The organism is Glaciecola siphonariae (genome assembly GCF_042652645.1).
In the GTDB taxonomy this organism is placed as follows: domain Bacteria; phylum Pseudomonadota; class Gammaproteobacteria; order Enterobacterales; family Alteromonadaceae; genus Glaciecola; species Glaciecola siphonariae.
The window spans coordinates 115,667-134,093 of record NZ_JBHSGU010000019.1; the positions used below are offsets into that span (position 1 = coordinate 115,667).

Here is an 18,427-nt window from a genome sequence, read left to right on the forward strand (position 1 = left end):
GTTAGCTCATCCAATTCCGCATTCTCGTGTTTTTCTGTTCCCACAGCGCGTTTATCCATGATTGAAAGCGGGTCTGAAAGCTTTCGTCGTTAAAGTAGTCGCCGATGAGTTCAGGCTGAACCTCTATGGTTTTAACATCGATGATAATAGTCGTCATGCGCCCACATAGCATGTCCATCATAGGATGGCGTGAGTTTGGATAGGCGATAGTGATATCGAGAATATTGCTAAACAGTTCTCCCATTGCCGAGAGTGTAAACGCAATTCCACCGGCTTTAGGTCGCATTAGATGTGAAAAAGGACTTTTGCGGCTTGCGTGCTTTTCTAGGGTAAAACGCGTGCCCTCTACAAAATTGATAACGGTAGTGGGTTTGTCAACGTAGCGCTCACAATAGCGCTTAGTGGTTTCAATATCTTTACCGCGCAAATGCGGATGTTTTTCAATGTAGGCTTGAGAGTAGCGGCGCATAAACGGCATATCAAGTGCCCACGCTGCGAGTCCAACGAACGGAAGCCATATTAATTGTTTCTTTAAAAAGAATTTTGGCGGAGGAATGCGCGGCGCACAAAAGTCGATGAGTAAAATAATGTCTAAATAACTGACGTGATTCGCAGTGATCAGATACCACTTTTGTTTTGAAAGTGCTTTGTCGATTTCAATACGTATTTCAATGCGATTAAACGCTTTTATGAGGGCAACGCTGAATATTCCAAACGAAAAATAAAGCCGATGCATAATGCTCAGTAGTACTTGTTGCGCGCTTTTAAAGGGAAGAATGAGTTTCACCAGGCCAAACAGTATGACTAAACATCCCCAAAACGCCAAGTTGGTCATTTGAAAACTGAAATGAATAGGAAAAATAAGTATGCTTCTTAATGACATTACGTTTGGCTGTGCTCCAAGGCAAATTGTTTCAGTTTTTCGTCTTTTTCTTTCCAAAGTTGGTTAATCCAGTCTTGAAAAAGTTGTTTGTGCGTATCGTCGGTGAAGTAGGCAGAACTGTAAACGCCCGAGGCTAATAGACTTTTTATATCAATAGTCTGAACGTCTACAACGATAGTTTTCACCTTTCCGCTCACAAAATCCCAATAACTCGGAATACCTTGTGGGTAATATATAGTGACATTTACGAGTTTCGTCAAACGTTCGCCCATGGCGTTGAGCACAAAGGCTATCCCGCCCGAGCGAGGACGCAGTAAGTGCTGATAATCGTCTTGCTTTTTGGCTTTGTGGGGTTCAAAGCGCGTTCCCTCCACAAAGTTCATAATGCTGACAGGTTTAAATTCGAACTTTTTGCAGGCTTTTCTCGTTGTTTCGAGGTCTTTGCCTTTTAGGTGTGGATTCTGTTTTATAAATGCTTTGCTGTAGCGTTGCATAAAAGGAAAATCGAGCGCCCACCATGCTAAGCCTAAAAAAGGCACATAGATAAGGTTCTTTTTCAAAAAGAATTTTAAAAACGGAATATTGCGATTAAATATCCGCTGCAACACCAATATATCTACCCATGATTGATGATTTGAGATGACTAAGTACCACTGATCAATGGCTAGCCTGTAATCTCCTTGCAGTTTAAATTGTGTTCGAGAAAACACAGCCTGATTCATATTATTAATAGATATCCAGAGAGTCGCGATGCCGTCTACAACACCCGAGACCGCTCGTCTCCAATGCTTATTAGGAATAAGCTTTAGAAATGAAAACAGAATCAGCGGAATAGACAACACGACGGTATTTACAAAATATATCATTACCGAGAGTGTTCCGTTTACCGCATAAAACACGGACTTAAAAATTTTCGTCATCTGGAAAAGCTTGATTGAAGGTGCTCGATTGAAGGTGCATGATTATACCCAGATTTAAGGACAAGGCTCAATAAGTCCCGGATAGCTAGGGCCAGTGGAGCGACTAATCGCTATAGCCTACGGTCATCAAAGATATTCGGTCGCGACCGCTTCTTTTACATTTATACAATTCTTCGTCGGCCAGTTTAACAATATCGTGCATGCTCATATTCACGTTACCGATGACGCTGCAGATCCCAACGCTGACCGTAAACGATACTGCTACATCACTGTCGGCGGGGGTTAGCCTAATTTTTCTCGTCTGCTGGTGGATGTTTTGCATCAGTTGATGATGTGCTTTTACGTCTTTACCGGCCATAAATATGATGAATTCTTCGCCACCGTAACGGCCTATAATATCGGTTTCACGTTTACAATTTCGCTGCATTAATGCCGAGAATGCTTGCAAACATTTATCACCGAAGAGGTGACCATGGGTATCATTTATTTGTTTAAAATGGTCGATATCTAGCAAGGCCATACTAAAAGACTGCCCTAGGCGATAGCTGGTTTTAATGGCATTAATCGCCATTTCGTCAAAGCCGCTTCGGTTCAATAGGTGCGTCATACCATCTTCTCTTGCCTGCGCAGCTAATTGCAAGTTCAGTTGCTCTAATTGCTCTGTCTTCTCGTTCACCTGTTGTTTTAGTCGGTCCTCAAAATTTTGCATCAAAAATTGAGAGCGTTTTAATTTGTTCGCCACCTCAGAGAATTCTTGAGTGTTGGTATACAACGACATGCTGTCCCAAGCGTTGTCACTTGACGAGAGTAAAGCCCTTAGCGGGGCCGAGACCTGTTGAGATAAACGGTAGGCAAAGAGTAAAAATACAGCCACCACAAATAATAAACTCAGACCAGCAATAACAAAGTTGTCGCGAATATTGGCAGTAAATGTGGATGATTCTGTTAGTACATATACATGCCAGTCAAAGGCGCTTTGACGTTTGAAATAAGCATACTGGCGTTCATTGTGACTTAAAACAGGTAGCTCGCTAATAATGTAATTGTAGCTGGGAATGGGCAAAAACTCCGCTAAAGGCTTAGCCTCTACGGGAGCCGAGGCATACACTATACGATTTGACGCGTCAGTGATCACCACCAAGTCGTTGTTTAAAAGTCTCTCTATTTTATTACGAAACAACTTAATAACATCGAGATTTATTGCGCCAAACACAATACCTGCAAACTTATCATCTTTAATGATTGGACTCGCTATTGAGATCATGGGAGCCACAATAACGCCTCTGCTGAGCAATGCGTTTGACACGAAGGTCTGTTTAGAGTTTCTCGCTTCAATAAAGTAATTGCGATCCGCAACCGTTTTCAGCTCGTCAGGCAGGCGGTCTATTTGCGCTTTGTATTTTAGGGGCGCGAAAAAAACTAATTTGCCGGTTACGTCTGTCGTAGTCAGATTAAAAAACGCCGGATAATTTTCCTGTGATTTAAGCAAAAGATTTTGCACATTTTCGTCGGGCGTGCCGTCGCTGAGAAGGCTGGCATGCTGCTCAACAATGATTTTATGTTCTTCTAAAAATGCGTCTGTTAATTCGCCGATATATGAGGTGTTGGACTTGATTTTATCAACTAAGAGTATTTCATTCTCTTTAGAGCTAACGGCTATAAAAATAAACGACACAATAAGAATGGGCACAACCAACACCGATGCACAAATCGAAAAAATGTTAGCCGATAGGTGCTTCTCTTTTTTTGTAAAGGCAGGCTGTTTGTAGCGCATTGGAATAACCGATAATAGCGATGCTGCAATGGCTGCGCACAAAATGCCGTTCAGTCCGCTTTGGATAGCGAGCAATACGCTTGCCTCTTGAAGGTACATTGGTCCGTACAGCGCTAGAATAGCGAGTAAGGGCATACCAATGATGATCCAGTAACTCATGGACGCGAGCATTATAAATACGTTGCGCCTAAGCAGTATCGCAATTGTTATTACTTCTAAGGTATGAGCGAGCAGAAAAAGCCAGCTTGTTTGCATCCAATAAAGGCTTAAAAAGCTGGATACAAAAACCACTATAACAAAGCGTACAGGCAGCAGAACAAGAGAGCTTAAAACGAATACCGAGCCGAGAGAGAGCGTCACCTCACCGATGAGAGGGATGGGGAGAAAAAGATGGCAAGCAACAGCGAGTACAGAAAGAAATAAACATCTTTGCAAATACTCAATCACTGATGGTTGCGTGCTTGTTGTCATGAATAGTCCACTATTAATACTTGGAACTTGAAAATAAACTCAAGCTTTGGTGTTCTTTTGTCAGTGTACTATGCCTTGATAATGTGTTGGTATATTTTTTTTAAGCCCATGTGTTCGTCTGTCTAACAGATAGCGTCTCGTTATTTGGCGTTAAGCTAGGTATAATCTTCGTAATGATACATACGCCAATTTGCTCTTCAAATGCCTGATTCCTTGCTTCATCCCTCCCACCGCTTTTCTGTAGCTCCCATGCTGGATTGGACAGACCGTCATTGTCGGCACTTTCTTCGCTTACTGTCGAGTCAAACGATGCTATACACCGAAATGGTGACAACCGGGGCGATTATATTTGGCAAAGGCGATTATCTGAGTTTTGGACAGTCAGAGCATCCAGTTGTATTGCAACTGGGCGGGAGCGACCCAATCGCGATGGCTAAGTGTGCCCGTATCGCCCAAGAGCGCGGTTATGACGAGATAAACATAAATGTTGGCTGTCCGTCTGACCGGGTGAAAAACGGAAGTTTTGGGGCATGTTTAATGTCTACACCCGATATTGTGGCTAGCTGTATCTTGGCAATGAAGCAAGAAGTTGACATACCGATTACCGTTAAATGCCGAATAGGTATAGACGATATGGATGAGGAGCAAGGCTTAACTGACTTTGTTAGTCCGCTTGTGGATGTCGGCCTAGAGCATCTGATTGTTCATGCAAGAAAAGCATGGTTGCAAGGCCTAAGTCCAAAAGAAAATCGAGATGTGCCGCCGCTTAACTATGAGCGCGTGTATCGGTTAAAACAAGAGTTTAGCGATGTTCATATGAGTATAAATGGCGGCATCAAAACCTTGGAGCAGGCAAAAGTACACTTACAGCATGTAGACGGCGTGATGATGGGACGTGAAGTATACAGTAATCCCTATTTATTAAGTGAAGTCGATGCTGTTTTATTTGGGAAGACTGACGCGACAGCAGTGTCTCGCGCCGATGTTATAGAAAGCATGAGTAATTACATCAGGGAGCAGCATTCCCAGGGCGTGCGTGTTTGGCATATTGCTAGGCATACGCTTGGCCTTTTTCAAGGGCAGCCCGGTGGCAAAATTTGGCGAAGGTATCTCAGCCAAAATGGAACCGGTAAGCACAATGATCCAGCACTTTTATTACGTGCTTATGAACAAGTGTTAATTGCACAAGAAAAAGCACAAACTTTTAGTCAAAATCACTAATTTCACTGGTTAATTTTACTAACCGCATTGGTGTTTAATGCCATGACATCTAATGAGGAGATATTGATTTTACATTAAGTGATTGATTTTATTGTATTAAATAATATTTTTTTGAAGGTGGCACAAGTTTCGCTAAAGCTTAGGCAAGACCACTGAGGTCGCTAACAAGATGCAGAGTCGTAAGGCAATCTTGAAATAACCTAACTACTTTAAGGAATTATTATGAACATCAAATCTACCATCGTTGCTACTACCCTAATCGCTGCCTCTGCATTCAGCGCACCTGCTTTTTCACAAGAAAATCCGGTAAATCAAATTCTCAGCAGCATGCTAAAACAAGCTGTTTCAAGTGCCTCTTATGAGATTGATAATCAGGTCGAAAAGAACATTCTTTCTACTGGCAATCTACTGTCTCTCGACAATGATGCGCCTAAAGGCAAAGTCGTGATTACAGACATCGCGAAAACTAAATCGAATGCATCTGAAAACACGCCGAAAAAAGCCAGCGGCGAATAGAACCTAGAGACGCATATACCTCCTACTGAATTGCCATGCTCTGATTTACTAGCTTAGCAACTTCAAGAGACTCAAGTGTTCGCCACTTAAGTACGAGGTATATGCTTGAATGACATGAGAGGGAAATTTTTATGTTGGTTCACGTTAATTTACTTGGCTTAATATTGACACCCGTTTTGTTTTACGCAGGGAGCGCCGCCATCGTGCTGTTGCTCTCTCATTTAAAACTCCTCAAAACAAAGTACTAAGGAATTTAATATGAAAACAGTTATTAACGACAAGCGCTTTTTTAGAGATGCCGCAGCCGCAAAAATAGCCGGAGTATGTGCGGGCGTTGCTAAATATTTCGATGTAAATCCTTGGTGGGTGCGAGCTGGCGCTATTGCAGGTTTCATTGTAATGCCTTTTGCGACAGCTTTAGCGTATGTGTTGGCGATACTTTTATTGCGATATAGGTAGCGACACAGGTAAACTATCGGTATTAACAATGAAATGGACAAGTCATGAACATTAATACAAAAAGTATTTCAGCGGTGCTGATAGGCATTATATTAATAATTGGCTTAATAGGATTTTGGTGGGGCTTTGAGCCAGACACCTTCGATGTAGATGCGCGGGCCACAGCCGTAGCCGAACAAAACAACGAGCGAGTGGTTACAGGATACACCACTACCACCGCCTTGATTTCAGTGCTCGAAACCCTTCTCGACAAACCCGGTGGCTACCTAAGCAATGACGTAATGCCCCCAGGTGTTTTAATGGATAACATACCCAGTTGGGAATTTGGCGCTTTGGAAATGAGCCGCGATTTGGCACTTGCTATGCGCAAGGATTTGAGTCGTTCTCAATCTCAATCTCTTGAAAATGAACAGCTCGTAAAAGCACAAACAAGCTTAAGTATCGACAGTGAGCGATGGTTATTACCTTCGTCCGAAGGAGAATACGAAAAGGCGCTAGCCCAGCTTCGTACCTACAGAACCCAGTTGAGTAGCTTGAGTGACTCGGGCAGTCAATTTTACGCTCGGGCAGACAATTTACGTGACTATTTAAAGCAAATTGAAAAACGGTTAGGCAGCCTATCTCAGCGCCTAAGTGCCAGCGTGGGCACTGAATCGTTGAATGTGGGCCTTGCGGGTGACAGCGCGGCTAGGCAATCTACCCCTCAGGCAGAGAAAGTAATTAATAAAACAGGATGGTTTCAACTCGATAATAATTTTTATCAAGCTCGCGGAGCAAGCTGGGCTCTGCTACACTTTCTAAAAGGCATCGAGACTGACTTTGAAGACGTGTTACAAAAGAAGAATGCGACAGTCAGTCTGCAGCAAATAATTCGTGAACTTGAAGCGACTCAAGGACCTGTCTACAGCCCAGTTATTTTAAACGGCGATGGGTTTGGCTTTTTAGCGAATCACTCTCTTGTAATGGCTAATTACGTATCTCGCGCAAATGCAGCATTAATCGAACTATCTGAATTACTTAATCAGGGATAAATACCATGATAAAAAAACTTTTCGCGGCTTGTGCGCTAGCTACCACTGTTGCGCTGCCAGCGCAGGCTGATACTTTACTAGGTTTATACGCAGGCGCTCAGGCCTTTCAAATGAAAACTGACGGGGGCTTCGCGCAAGATGAGTCAATTGCCAACTTTGATTTTGAAGATGAGACGAATACGAGCTTCTACGTTGCACTTGAGCATCCTATTCCCCTTATTCCCAATATAAAAATTGTGCGCACCAACCTAGACACAGAAGGTTTTACGCAGCTCGATGCGACATTCACTTTTGGCAATGAAGTGTATACCGTTGACTCTCGCTTGCGCACCACTGCCGATTTATTCACCACAGACTACATTCTATATTATGAAATTTTAGATAACGATGTTGTCAGTATTGATGTAGGGATCAGCGGTAAGCAGATCGATGGCGATTTTTTGGTGGTTGATGCCGATACTCAGCAGCGAAGCGCTGAAGAGTTCAGTGGAATCATCCCAATGGTCTATTCTCGCGCCGCAGTGGGTTTACCCTTGACTGGGTTAGGAGCATACGTTGAGGCGAGCTACCTGTCGATAGACGATAATTCGCTATCTGACTATCAAGCTGCTATTACCTATAATTTTATTGAAAGCTTGGCAATTGATATGACCTTGCAAGCAGGATACCGGTCAACCACAGTCGACTTAGAAGACCTAGACGATATTTATGCCGACCTTGAATTCAAAGGCGCATTTGTTGGCCTTGAGTTTCATTTTTAATGTTTCAGTATAAAAGAATATAAAAAATTAGTTTTAATTCTTTCAAGTTATCGATAAAAGCCGCTAACCTTACTGCATCTTAGTAAATTTAGCGGTTTTTTAATGTCGTCAAACCAAGACAACACTCCATTCCCACTCATAAACGATGCGCAGCTTTCACAAATAAGTGCGGCTGTTAGCGGTTTAAATAAAGAGCAATTAATTTGGGCAAGCGGATATCTCGCCGGTCTATCGCAAGGTAGCACTGCTTTGGCGTCGGTTCCGGCTCAAGCGGCGCCTGCGAATATATTGACCGTGCTTTTTGGCTCGCAAACAGGCAATTCTAAGCATGCAGCAATGGCTTATGCTGAATCGGCTAAGGCAAAAGGCTATACGACTAACGTGGTCAGCATGTCTGATTATAAACCGCGCAAAATAAAAGATGAGACACATTTGGTGGTGTTTGTCAGCACTCATGGTGAAGGCGACGCACCTGATGATGCCGTTGAGCTTCACGAGTTTTTAGCCAGCAAAAAAGCGCCCAAGCTTGATAAATTAAAATATGCGGTAGTAGGCTTAGGCGACACTAGCTACGAATTCTTTTGCCAAACGGGCAAAGATTTTGATGCGCGTTTAAAAGCGCTTGGTGCTACACCTTTAATTGACCGCCTCGATTGTGATGTAGAATTTGAAGCAGAATTTGCCGCGTGGACAGAAAAGTTAAATGCAATCCTAGCAGATACATTAACACCAAGTGCTGCGGTAATAGCGCCCTCTGCCGTTGCTAAAGCGGTGGCAACAGCCACTTACACCAAACAAAATCCATTTACCGCCACCCTCAGCGAAAGCATAAAAATTACGGGGCGAGACTCTGTTAAAGATATCCGTCACATTGAAATATCGCTCGAAGACAGCGGCATTCAATATCAAGTTGGCGACGCTTTAGGCGTGTATTTTCTTAACAGTCCAGATGTTGTTTCTCGCATTATCCAAGCTTCTCAAAACAAACCAGATGATTCTGTAACTATTTCAGAGCAAACTTACTCGCTCGAACAAGCCTTGAAAGAAAAGCTTGAGTTGACCTTAAGTTATCCGGGTTTTGTAAAGGCTTATCAGGCAGCAAGTAAAAACGAAGCTTTGTTGGCGGTACTAGACGATAAGACAGCGCTGCGCGCATTTTTAGACGAGCGTCAGATCGTTGATATTGTTGAGCAGTTTCCTGCAGATATTGCTGCACAAGACTTAGTTGATGCGCTACGGCCTTTAAGTCCAAGGTTGTATTCGATCGCGTCGAGTCAAAGCGAGGTCGAGGATGAGGTTCATCTTACAGTAGCGCACATTGATTACGAGGCTTTTGGTTTTAGGCATCAAGGTGGCGCATCAGGGTATTTGTGTACGCATCTAGAGCAAGGCGGAGAAATCAAAGTATACGTTGAAAATAACGACAACTTTAGGTTGCCGCAAGACCCCAACGTGCCAGTAATTATGGTCGGTCCTGGAACGGGTATTGCGCCTTTTAGAGCATTTATGCAGGAGCGTGATGCGCAAGGCGCAGAGGGCAAAAACTGGCTGTTTTTTGGTAATCCAAATTTCACCCAAGATTTTTTATATCAAACCGAGTGGCAAGCTTATCTTAAATCGGGCCTACTCAGTAAAATTAGCTTGGCGTTTTCTCGCGACCAAGCCAACAAAATATATGTTCAGGACCGCATGTTGGAGCAAGGTGAGCAGCTCTACAAATGGCTTGAAAGTGGCGCGCATTTTTATGTATGCGGCGATGCAATGCGCATGGCAAAAGACGTGGAAGCCGCATTGCTGACTATCATTGAAAAACACGGTAAAAAATCGGCGCAAGAAGCGAAGCAGTTCTTGCTCGAAATGCGCAAAGCAAAACGTTATCAGAAGGATGTATACTAATGAGTGATGACCAAAAACTTGTCGTCGAAGGCAAACTTGCTGATAACGAACGATTGAAAAAAGAGAGTAACTTATTGCGCGGCACCATCGTTCAGGACCTCGCTGATGATGTCACTGGCGGGTTTACCGCAGATAATTTCCAATTGATACGCTTCCATGGGATGTATCAGCAGGATGACCGCGATATTCGTGCGGAGCGAATTAAACAAAAGTTAGAGCCTCTGCATAATGTTATGCTGCGAGCCAGATTACCGGGTGGCGTGATCACGCCCAAACAGTGGATTGAGATTGATCAGTTTGCCCAGGATTATTCCATGTATGGAAGTATTCGCCTTACGACTCGCCAAACCTTTCAGTTCCATGGTGTATTGAAGCCTCATATTAAGTCAATGCACCAAACGCTTAACGCTACTGGGATAGATTCGATTGCGACTGCCGGAGACGTTAACCGAAACGTGTTGTGCACCTCAAATCCCATCGAGTCAAAAGTGCATCAGCAAGCGTGGGAGTGGGCAACAAAAATTAGTGAACACTTACTTCCCAAAACCAATGCCTACGCCGAAATTTGGCTAGACGGCGAAAAGATTGATTCGACGCAAGAAAATGAACCTATCCTAGGTAACAACTATCTACCGCGTAAGTTTAAGACCACGGTTGTGATCCCACCGCAAAACGACGTAGACGTGCATGCTAACGACTTGAACTTTGTGGCAATCGCTGAAGGGGATAAGCTTGTAGGATTTAATGTGCTTGTAGGCGGTGGGCTTGCGATGACTCATGGCGATAAAAGCACCTATCCGCGAAAGGCAGATGATTTTGGTTTTATTTCGCTGGAAAAAACCCTAGATGTGGCTGCAGCGGTAGTCTCAACGCAGCGCGACTGGGGTAACCGCGTTAATCGTAAAAACGCAAAGACCAAATATACGCTTGAGCGTGTTGGTGTAGAGACTTTCAAACAAGAAGTTGAAAAGCGCGCTAACGTTAAGTTTGAAAGTAGCAGACCTTATGAATTTACCTCTAGGGGCGACAGATTCGGCTGGGTTGAAGGCATCGACGGAAAGCATCATTTAACTTTGTTCATTGAAAATGGCCGTATTCTAGATTTCCCTAACAAGCCACTGAAAACCGGTATGCTGCAAATAGCTAAAATTCACCAAGGTGATTTTAGGTTAACCGCAAACCAAAACTTAATTGTAGCTGGCGTTCCTGAAAGCCAAAAACAAGCAATAGAAGACATTGCGGTTGAGCATGGCCTCATGGAGTCAAGCGTTAGTAAGCAACGTCAAGATTCAATGGCGTGTGTGTCACTACCCACTTGCCCACTAGCAATGGCCGAGGCTGAGCGCTATTTGCCTGATGCGGTAACCGAAATAGAAAGCATGCTAAGCAAACACGGCATGCAAGACCAGAGCATCATTTATCGCATCACAGGGTGTCCTAATGGTTGTGGTAGAGCAATGTTGTCAGAGATTGGTCTGGTAGGAAAAGGCCCCAATAAATATAATTTGCACATAGGCGGTAACCGTGAAGGTACACGTATTCCGCGAATGTATCGAGAGAATATTAGCGATACAGAAATAATGTCTATACTCGACGAGCTGATAGGGCAATGGGCTGAGCAAAGAGAGAACAACGAGGCCTTTGGCGACTTTGTTGTGCGCGCTGGAATTGTTAAGCCAGTTGTGGACTCAGCTAGAGATTTTTACGATGAACTTAGCTAAACAACTAAGTGCCAAACAAAAGCTCATGCAGATTGACCTAGCAGCATCTAATGAGGTTTTGAAAGGTGAAAGCGCGGTAGAACGTGTTCAGTGGGCGTTGGCTAACTTGCCGGGAAATCATATTGTTTCGTCAAGCTTTGGTGCTCAATCTGCGGTGATGCTGCATTTGTTAAGTGAGGCTGCCCCGAATATTCCGGTTGTGCTCACCGACACGGGTTACTTATTTCCCGAGACTTATCAGTTCATTGATGAACTTACTGAGCGCCTGAATCTAAATTTACAGGTTTATCGCGCGCCTATTTCCGCGGCATGGCAAGAAGCACGTTTTGGAAAAATGTGGGAGCAAGGCATTGACGGTATTGAAAAGTATAATGCCTTAAATAAAGTCGAACCAATGAAAAGAGCACTACACGACTTTGATGTGAGTGTATGGTTTGCAGGTTTGCGCCGCTCTCAGTCTGACTCCAGGCAAAACTTACCTTTTTTGCAGCGCCAAGGGGAACACATTAAAGTGCATCCTTTAGCCGATTACTCAAATAAGCGGCTACATGAATACATGCTTAAGCATAAATTACCCTATCATCCACTGTGGGAAAAAGGCTTCGTATCTATTGGTGACTGGCACACAACACGAGCGCTTGAAGATGGAATGAGTGAGCAAGACACTCGATTCTTTGGCCTGAAGCGGGAGTGCGGGCTGCATGAGTTTGGTGATGGTGACGGCATCTAGACAAAGGCGATATCGGTGCAAGCAAAGATTGAATTGTTGCAAAGGTCAATAGACCCTAGTGTCATCATTTTTTCATCTTTGTGTCATATAACTGTAATAAAACTCTGAAACGAATTGATCTATTGATGATTCTCTGTATACTATATACACAGTTTAGTAGAGGAGAATTACATGAAGAAGCTAATGGCAATGGTTTTTACATTTGCTTGTTTTAGTGCTTCTGCTGCTCAAACAGCCACAGATACCGGCAATAGTTTTTCTTGCATGAATAAAGCATCATTCGAAATAGATGCAGCGTGCATGAGTAATAAAATTGAAAACAGTGATTCGTTTTTAAGTTCCCAATCTGTGCTAGCCGAGAAAAGCACAAACACTAATCACGCTATGGCAACGCTAACAATTGAGCCCGGAACGCTCAACATCGAGGTAGTTGCACACAAAGACGCTTATTTGGCCAAAGTATTGGACCAAGAAAATTAGTTTTGTTTAGTAACTAGAAAAGCCTCTCATTGAGAGGCTTTTTTTTGGCTAGTGTTTGAGCCCCAAATCGAGCACATCAGCACCTTACTTAGCTTGTTTGTAACGATATTGAAGACATATAGTATTCATACATTGAATGCCATTTCTCTTTCTGTAGCGCGAAAGACTGTTTCATTTCCTTAAATTCAAAGTCTAGCTCAAGCTTTTCGTAAGACGCTTTCAAGTTTTGCTTCTTATCGGCCATTATCTTTTTCTTGGCACTGTAATAAGAATTCATTTTTTGCACTAGGATGTCATATTCATTTTGAATTTTGGCGACGACTTCATCAGCATTGGGTAAATTTACCAAACGCTTCTTGGCGTATTTAAGCTGCATTTGAAGCTTCGCTTTTTCGATGCGCTCTTCTGGTGTTTTTCTTAGGTTTCGCGTCAGTCTTAACCACGACAGTGATTTGATTAACCATTTTGTAGGATCGTACTGCCACCAGTGAATACCATTTCGGTAGTCGTACTCAAAAATATGGTGATAGTTATGGTAGCCTTCTCCGAACGTGAACAGTGCAACAAAACCGTTGTCGCGGGCAGTATTGGTGTCTGTGTAAGGACGGCTCCCCCAAATGTGAGCGATAGAGTTGATAAAGAAGGTCACGTGATGAACAACGACCAATCGCGCCACGCCTGCTATTAATATCATTCCTAGGATGTCCCCATTAAGCCAACCTAGAGCAGCCGTAATACCAAAATTCGCAATTAACACGATAGGCAGATAATACTTATGCTGCCACATAACCACTTTGTCTTTTTGAAGGTCACGACAGTTAGAGTAATCGTTGTAACATTCCGACTGATACTCGCGTAGCATCCAGCCTATATGTGAAAACCAAAATCCTTTTTTCGCAGAGTATGGGTCTTTGTCGTTTACATCGACATGGCGATGATGAACACGATGGTCTGATGACCAATGCAAAATACTGTTTTGTAAAGCCATTGCGCCGCCTATAGCCAGGACGACTTTAACAACGGGATGAGCTTCATAGGCTTTATGAGACCATAAGCGATGATAGCCAGCCGTGATTGACATGCCGGTAAAGAAAAACAAAATTACCGCTGCAAGTATTTCAAAAGTATCGATGCCGTTGTAACCAATCCATATCGGCACGCCAACGAGCGCAATCATGGTGGTTAAGGTAAAAACAGCAATGTTCAAGGGGATGATAGGGGGTTTTTTCACTAAATATTCACTTATGTTTTCAGCGTACAACTGTGCGCTTAATTTAACTTTTCAGGATGTTTTAGGCAAGGTTTATATTGATAAAACTCAGATCCTAATGTAAACATACCCATATGAACAGACAACTTCAAAAACAACTTACGCGTCAAAAAATTGTTGATGCCGCGTTTACTTTGCTCGACGAAAATAAGAGCTTTACCTCTATAAGCTTACGCGAGGTGGCTCGCGAGGCAGGTATCGCGCCGACTTCCTTTTATAGACACTTTGCCGATATTAACGAGCTCGGGCTAACCTTAGTCGATGAGTCCGGTCTTGCACTACGGCAACTCATGCGAAAAGCGCGCCAACGTATTCAAAAAGGCGGCAGTGTTATCAATATATCTGTTCATACTTTCATGGAGTTTATTACGCAGAATAGAAATGTGTTTAGGCTGCTTTTGCGAGAACACACGGGTACGTCGTCAGAGTTTAGAGCCGCGGTAATGCGAGAAATTCAATATTTTACAGAAGAACTTTCAGACTATGTTATATCGCACCTTGAGCTGCCTACTCATATCGCTCATTTACAGGCAGAAGCTATGGTACGCTTGGTATTCAGTGCTGGCGCTGAAGCTCTCGATGCAGACGAGCGCGAAGTTAGCACGATTGCGCAGCGTGTTATAACGCAACTTCGGTTTGTTCAACTCGGCGCTTATCGATATAAAGAGGACGGTAGCGCGGACAAATAATGCCGCTAGAGATGCAAACGACGGTCGTATGCTGCATAAATAGAGAGCTATCTTTTTTTCAGCACAACGCCCGTTTCAATATGCTCAGTAAATGGGAACTGGTCAAACAGAGCCGCATGCTCGACATGATGGGTTTCCGATAAGGTAACTAAGTTATTTGCTAGTGTGTTTGGGTTGCACGAAATATAGACAATCCGTTTAAATTGGCTAATTAGCTTGAGCGTGTCAGCATCTAAACCCGCGCGAGGTGGGTCAACTAAGACTGTTGAAAATTGATAATTGTGTAATTCTATATCTTTTAGCCTGAAAAAGGCTCTTGCTCCTTTATAAGCCTCAGTAAATTCTTCACTGCTAAGTCGGGCAATAACGACGTTACTGACTGCGTTGGCGTCAATATTATACTGGGCCGCGTTGACTGAACTCTTTGATATTTCTGTGGCAAATACCCGCCTAAAGATGCTGGCAAGCGGTATCGAAAAATTACCTGCACCGCAATACAACTCAAGTAAGTCTCCTTCGCTCCCTCTCAGTCTGCCAAGCGTCCAATTGAGCATTTTTACATTGATGTTGGCATTTGGTTGCGTAAAGCTATTTTCAACTTGTTTGAATATATAGTCTTTAGCTGTTTCTTGTGCTTCCAAGCGCAGTTTTTCGATAACGTAATCTTCTCCAATAACCACCTTTTGCTTTTTGGCCCTGCCGATAATATTAATCGTACCTAAATGAGAGAGAGCTTGCTTAAGTGCCTGAGCAGCGTCCTCCCAAGATGAATCTAATTGCTTATGATATATCAGAGAAATAACTAACTCGTTTGTAGTCGATGCCAAATAGTCAATTTGGAATAGCTTTGCACGCAGCAAAGGCTGCTCGCACACCAACGCGATAGTATCTTTCATTGCATCGTTAATTAATTGACACGCGGCAGGCAGGTACTCAACTTCATATTTAGACTTACTCTCTTTATCAAACATGATGTGAAAGCTGCGCTCTCCCTCATGCCAGATTCTAAACTCCGCTCGCATACGGTAATTTTGAGGAGGTGACTCAAATACCTCTAAGTTTTGCTGCGTAAAGGGCAAAAGTAAGTCGGTAAGTCGTTGTTTTTTTTCAGCGAGTTGAAGCGCGTATTTGTTATCAAACGTTGTCATGTCATCCGGCGAGCAAGAGAGAATGGGCAAATTGTAACGCCATAGAAAATTTTACCAACTCTTTATTAAAGAAAATGCAGATTTGCCGATAACTATGTTGAGGATAGTGAGGTATCTAAAATGAATATGCTAGAAGTGAAAGCAGCTTTCCCTGACATTTCAGGCGCAAAAGCGGCTAACGTAATTGAACTAAAGCATCAAAACAAACAAGAAATTCGTGCCAGCCAAGCAAGCGATACATATAGTTCGTCTGCTGGTAACGACGTTGTTGCAGCTAAAGTTATTTCTTTGTCTATTAACAGTAGATTTGAGGACACGCTAGCGGCAAAAAACATCGATAAGCAAGAGCAGTCAGCTAAGCTGCGGTCAGTCAAAGAGACAAATTTATTCAATATTGACGAGGTAGTGCAGAACGTTCTAAGTTTTGTGTCGTCGTCTCTAGCATCAATGGCGAAAAACGGCGCAGATAAAGTTGAGTTGAGCTATTTTAAACAGCAAGCCACCGAAGGCGTAAATGCCGGAATAGACCAAGCAAAATTAGAGTTGGTAGGTGTAGCAGACGATAAATTGACTCAAAATATCGATGCAAGTCAAAAACGAATAATCGACGAAATATCTAAATTACCGATTGATCCGCTCGAGTACCAAAAGGCTTCTGACGATACGAACGTTAAATACATGCAAACCAAGCTAGATTTGAGCGACGGCCGAACTGTAAGAGTTGACTTCGGAAGCGAAGCCTTCACGTCGATATCAGACTCAAGCGATGGCGCTCGTTTATATACGAGTCAGGGTTCCAATATATCGTTTAGTATTGCAGGTGAAGCCGACGCGAGCAGGTCTGCTAGTTTGGCCAACTTAATCAATAGTGCAGATGAACTCGCCAGCACCTTCTATCGAAAAGACATGCAGCAGGTTTATGAAAAAGCTATTGAACAGGGATATACAGATAATGACTTAACGCGTCTCGCTCAGCAGTCAATATCAGTTGAACGTAACTCAGGCGCGTCGGCTTATGATCAGGTAAAACACCTAAACGAGTTTTCAAATAAAGAGGACATGACGTCGCCAAAAGCTGTTGCAAACTATGTTGCGAGATTAATGAATGTAATGGAGTCAGCCAAAAAAGAGCTTGCATCTGAGCAAGAATATAATCAGGTAATAAACGGTTTGGTTAACGAAATGAAGGATGTGCAGGTACCAGACTTACTGCAAGCGATTAATCGCTTTCATGCTTTTAATGCAAAATTTATCGCTCAGGAATAACAACATGCAGTAAGGGCGGCATCAATATTTAATTGACGCCGCCGGTTACCAAATCCCTAGGCCTTATCTTTAGCGGGTCTGACTTTAATTGTTCTATCCATAAACTCAGAATCATTTAGCTTAGCAATCATTTCATCGGCTTGGTTTGCATCTACCTCCACAAAGCCAAAGCCTTTACGGCGATTAGTTTTTCGGTCTTTCATTAAACGTACCGACGTTACCGAACCGGTTTGTTCAAACAACTCTTTAACAGTGATTTCATTCGCTTTGTAAGGAAGGTTACCTACATACAAAGTGGTGACACCATCTAATGATGGTGAGGGTCTAGATGTCGATTCATTTTTTCTCGACGTTGGCTTGTTAGTTCGTTGGGTTGAAGAACTTGCGGGCGTTTTAGCAATAATGGTTGGAATTAGCAGGAAAACAAACAGCAAAATAACAAAAATAGACGGTAAGAATGGGCCGATTGGTGAAGTAGAAAGTGATTGAGTGACGAAATAAGCAACGATACTGAGAATGATGGTTACGAATATTGCGAGAGGAAGCCGGATAGATAACATAACTTGTCCTAATTGTGATTATTATAATTTTGGTATCTAGGTATAAAAAGCCAGAAATACCCCTAAAGAATATAAAAAATAAACCGATTAGATATAACTTTTAGCTTATTTAGGCTGAATTTTAGCCAAAACCTACATTTTTGCAAATTTTCTTGTAACTACTATTGACGGAAATTGTTTTAAATGTAGAATGCGCGCTCGCTGTCACAGACCAACGCTTATTAAAGCAGTGTTTTAGTTTGTACATTAAAACACCCAAATGTTGTCTAGTATTAAGATATAACAACAATATTAGGGGTCTGACAGGCGCTTGTGAGCTTAGCGAGTAAAAAATGCAAAAAGTTTTCACAAAAGCCTTGACACACGATGCAGTTTAAGTAGAATTCGCATCCCGCTTGAGAGGCTTACCTCTGAAGCGATTCGCAAATATTGCGAACGTGCAGCAAGGCACGACTCAACAAACCACTTTAGGTAATGTTAGTCACCTTGCGCAAAAAGTTTTCGAAACTCGTTTCAAAAACTTCGCACGATAGCTCTTTAACAATTTATAACAAGACAATCTGTGTGGGCACTCATTAAGAGTGTCTACGACAAAATTTATATCGTTTCTTGGCAACAAGAAACACCGATA

At 42.8% G+C, this 18,427-nt stretch carries 17 protein-coding genes; 11 read left to right on the forward strand and 6 right to left on the reverse strand.

Going from position 1 to position 18,427, the window contains the following annotated elements; translation table 11 throughout:
• Position 1 precedes the first annotated feature (1 nt).
• The 3 genes from ACFO4O_RS16215 to ACFO4O_RS16225 form a co-directional block, all read right to left on the reverse strand.
• Positions 2 to 883, reverse strand: coding sequence for an acyltransferase (locus ACFO4O_RS16215; protein ID WP_382410425.1), 882 nt, complete (start codon positions 881 to 883; stop codon positions 2 to 4).
• A complete protein-coding gene (locus ACFO4O_RS16220) occupies positions 883 to 1,803 on the reverse strand; it encodes an acyltransferase (RefSeq protein WP_382410427.1) in 921 nt (306 codons plus the stop codon). Before ACFO4O_RS16220 ends, ACFO4O_RS16215 begins: the two co-directional genes overlap by 1 nt.
• Positions 1,804 to 1,906: 103 nt before the next feature.
• The gene (locus ACFO4O_RS16225; RefSeq protein ID WP_382410429.1) at positions 1,907 to 4,048 is read right to left on the reverse strand and encodes a sensor domain-containing diguanylate cyclase; all 2,142 of its coding nucleotides are present in this window, start codon (positions 4,046 to 4,048) and stop codon (positions 1,907 to 1,909) included.
• Positions 4,049 to 4,249: 201 nt separating this feature from the next.
• Between ACFO4O_RS16225 and dusA the strand changes: the two genes are divergently transcribed.
• From dusA to ACFO4O_RS16270, 9 genes are all read left to right on the forward strand, one after another.
• Positions 4,250 to 5,269 (forward strand): tRNA dihydrouridine(20/20a) synthase DusA, encoded by a 1,020-nt coding sequence (gene dusA, locus ACFO4O_RS16230; protein WP_382410431.1) that lies wholly within the window; start codon positions 4,250 to 4,252, stop codon positions 5,267 to 5,269.
• A 222-nt stretch (positions 5,270 to 5,491) separates the two neighbouring features.
• Entirely contained in the window at positions 5,492 to 5,785 is a 294-nt protein-coding gene (locus tag ACFO4O_RS16235; protein ID WP_382410433.1) for a hypothetical protein, read from the forward strand.
• 258 nt (positions 5,786 to 6,043) lie between these two features.
• Positions 6,044 to 6,244, forward strand: coding sequence for a PspC domain-containing protein (locus ACFO4O_RS16240; RefSeq protein ID WP_382410435.1), 201 nt, complete (start codon positions 6,044 to 6,046; stop codon positions 6,242 to 6,244).
• Between the two features lie 44 nt (positions 6,245 to 6,288).
• Complete coding sequence (locus tag ACFO4O_RS16245) at positions 6,289 to 7,275, forward strand: DUF2333 family protein (RefSeq protein WP_382410437.1); 987 nt, start codon at positions 6,289 to 6,291, stop codon at positions 7,273 to 7,275.
• 5 nt (positions 7,276 to 7,280) lie between these two features.
• A complete protein-coding gene (locus ACFO4O_RS16250; protein WP_382410438.1) occupies positions 7,281 to 8,036 on the forward strand; it encodes a TIGR04219 family outer membrane beta-barrel protein in 756 nt (251 codons plus the stop codon).
• Between the two features lie 102 nt (positions 8,037 to 8,138).
• Entirely contained in the window at positions 8,139 to 9,932 is a 1,794-nt protein-coding gene (locus tag ACFO4O_RS16255; RefSeq protein WP_382410440.1) for an assimilatory sulfite reductase (NADPH) flavoprotein subunit, read from the forward strand.
• Positions 9,932 to 11,653, forward strand: coding sequence for an assimilatory sulfite reductase (NADPH) hemoprotein subunit (cysI, locus tag ACFO4O_RS16260; RefSeq protein ID WP_382410442.1), 1,722 nt, complete (start codon positions 9,932 to 9,934; stop codon positions 11,651 to 11,653). Before ACFO4O_RS16255 ends, cysI begins: the two co-directional genes overlap by 1 nt.
• A complete protein-coding gene (locus ACFO4O_RS16265; RefSeq protein WP_382410444.1) occupies positions 11,640 to 12,383 on the forward strand; it encodes a phosphoadenylyl-sulfate reductase in 744 nt (247 codons plus the stop codon). The genes cysI and ACFO4O_RS16265 overlap by 14 nt, the downstream gene beginning before the upstream one ends.
• Positions 12,384 to 12,554: 171 nt before the next feature.
• A complete protein-coding gene (locus ACFO4O_RS16270) occupies positions 12,555 to 12,863 on the forward strand; it encodes a hypothetical protein (protein ID WP_382410446.1) in 309 nt (102 codons plus the stop codon).
• Positions 12,864 to 12,951: 88 nt separating this feature from the next.
• Here the strand turns inward: ACFO4O_RS16270 and ACFO4O_RS16275 are convergent, their stop codons facing one another.
• Entirely contained in the window at positions 12,952 to 14,094 is a 1,143-nt protein-coding gene (locus ACFO4O_RS16275) for an acyl-CoA desaturase (protein ID WP_382410448.1), read from the reverse strand.
• A 113-nt stretch (positions 14,095 to 14,207) separates the two neighbouring features.
• Between ACFO4O_RS16275 and fabR the strand changes: the two genes are divergently transcribed.
• Positions 14,208 to 14,822, forward strand: coding sequence for an HTH-type transcriptional repressor FabR (gene fabR, locus ACFO4O_RS16280; protein ID WP_382410450.1), 615 nt, complete (start codon positions 14,208 to 14,210; stop codon positions 14,820 to 14,822).
• A gap of 47 nt (positions 14,823 to 14,869) precedes the next feature.
• Here the strand turns inward: fabR and trmA are convergent, their stop codons facing one another.
• Positions 14,870 to 15,970, reverse strand: coding sequence for a tRNA (uridine(54)-C5)-methyltransferase TrmA (gene trmA / locus ACFO4O_RS16285; protein ID WP_382410452.1), 1,101 nt, complete (start codon positions 15,968 to 15,970; stop codon positions 14,870 to 14,872).
• Positions 15,971 to 16,090: 120 nt separating this feature from the next.
• Between trmA and ACFO4O_RS16290 the strand changes: the two genes are divergently transcribed.
• Positions 16,091 to 17,236, forward strand: coding sequence for a DUF5610 domain-containing protein (locus tag ACFO4O_RS16290; protein WP_382410454.1), 1,146 nt, complete (start codon positions 16,091 to 16,093; stop codon positions 17,234 to 17,236).
• 56 nt (positions 17,237 to 17,292) lie between these two features.
• Here ACFO4O_RS16290 and ACFO4O_RS16295 read toward each other — a convergent pair whose 3' ends face one another.
• Complete coding sequence (locus tag ACFO4O_RS16295; RefSeq protein WP_382410456.1) at positions 17,293 to 17,796, reverse strand: RNA recognition motif domain-containing protein; 504 nt, start codon at positions 17,794 to 17,796, stop codon at positions 17,293 to 17,295.
• Positions 17,797 to 18,427: the final 631 nt, after the last annotated feature.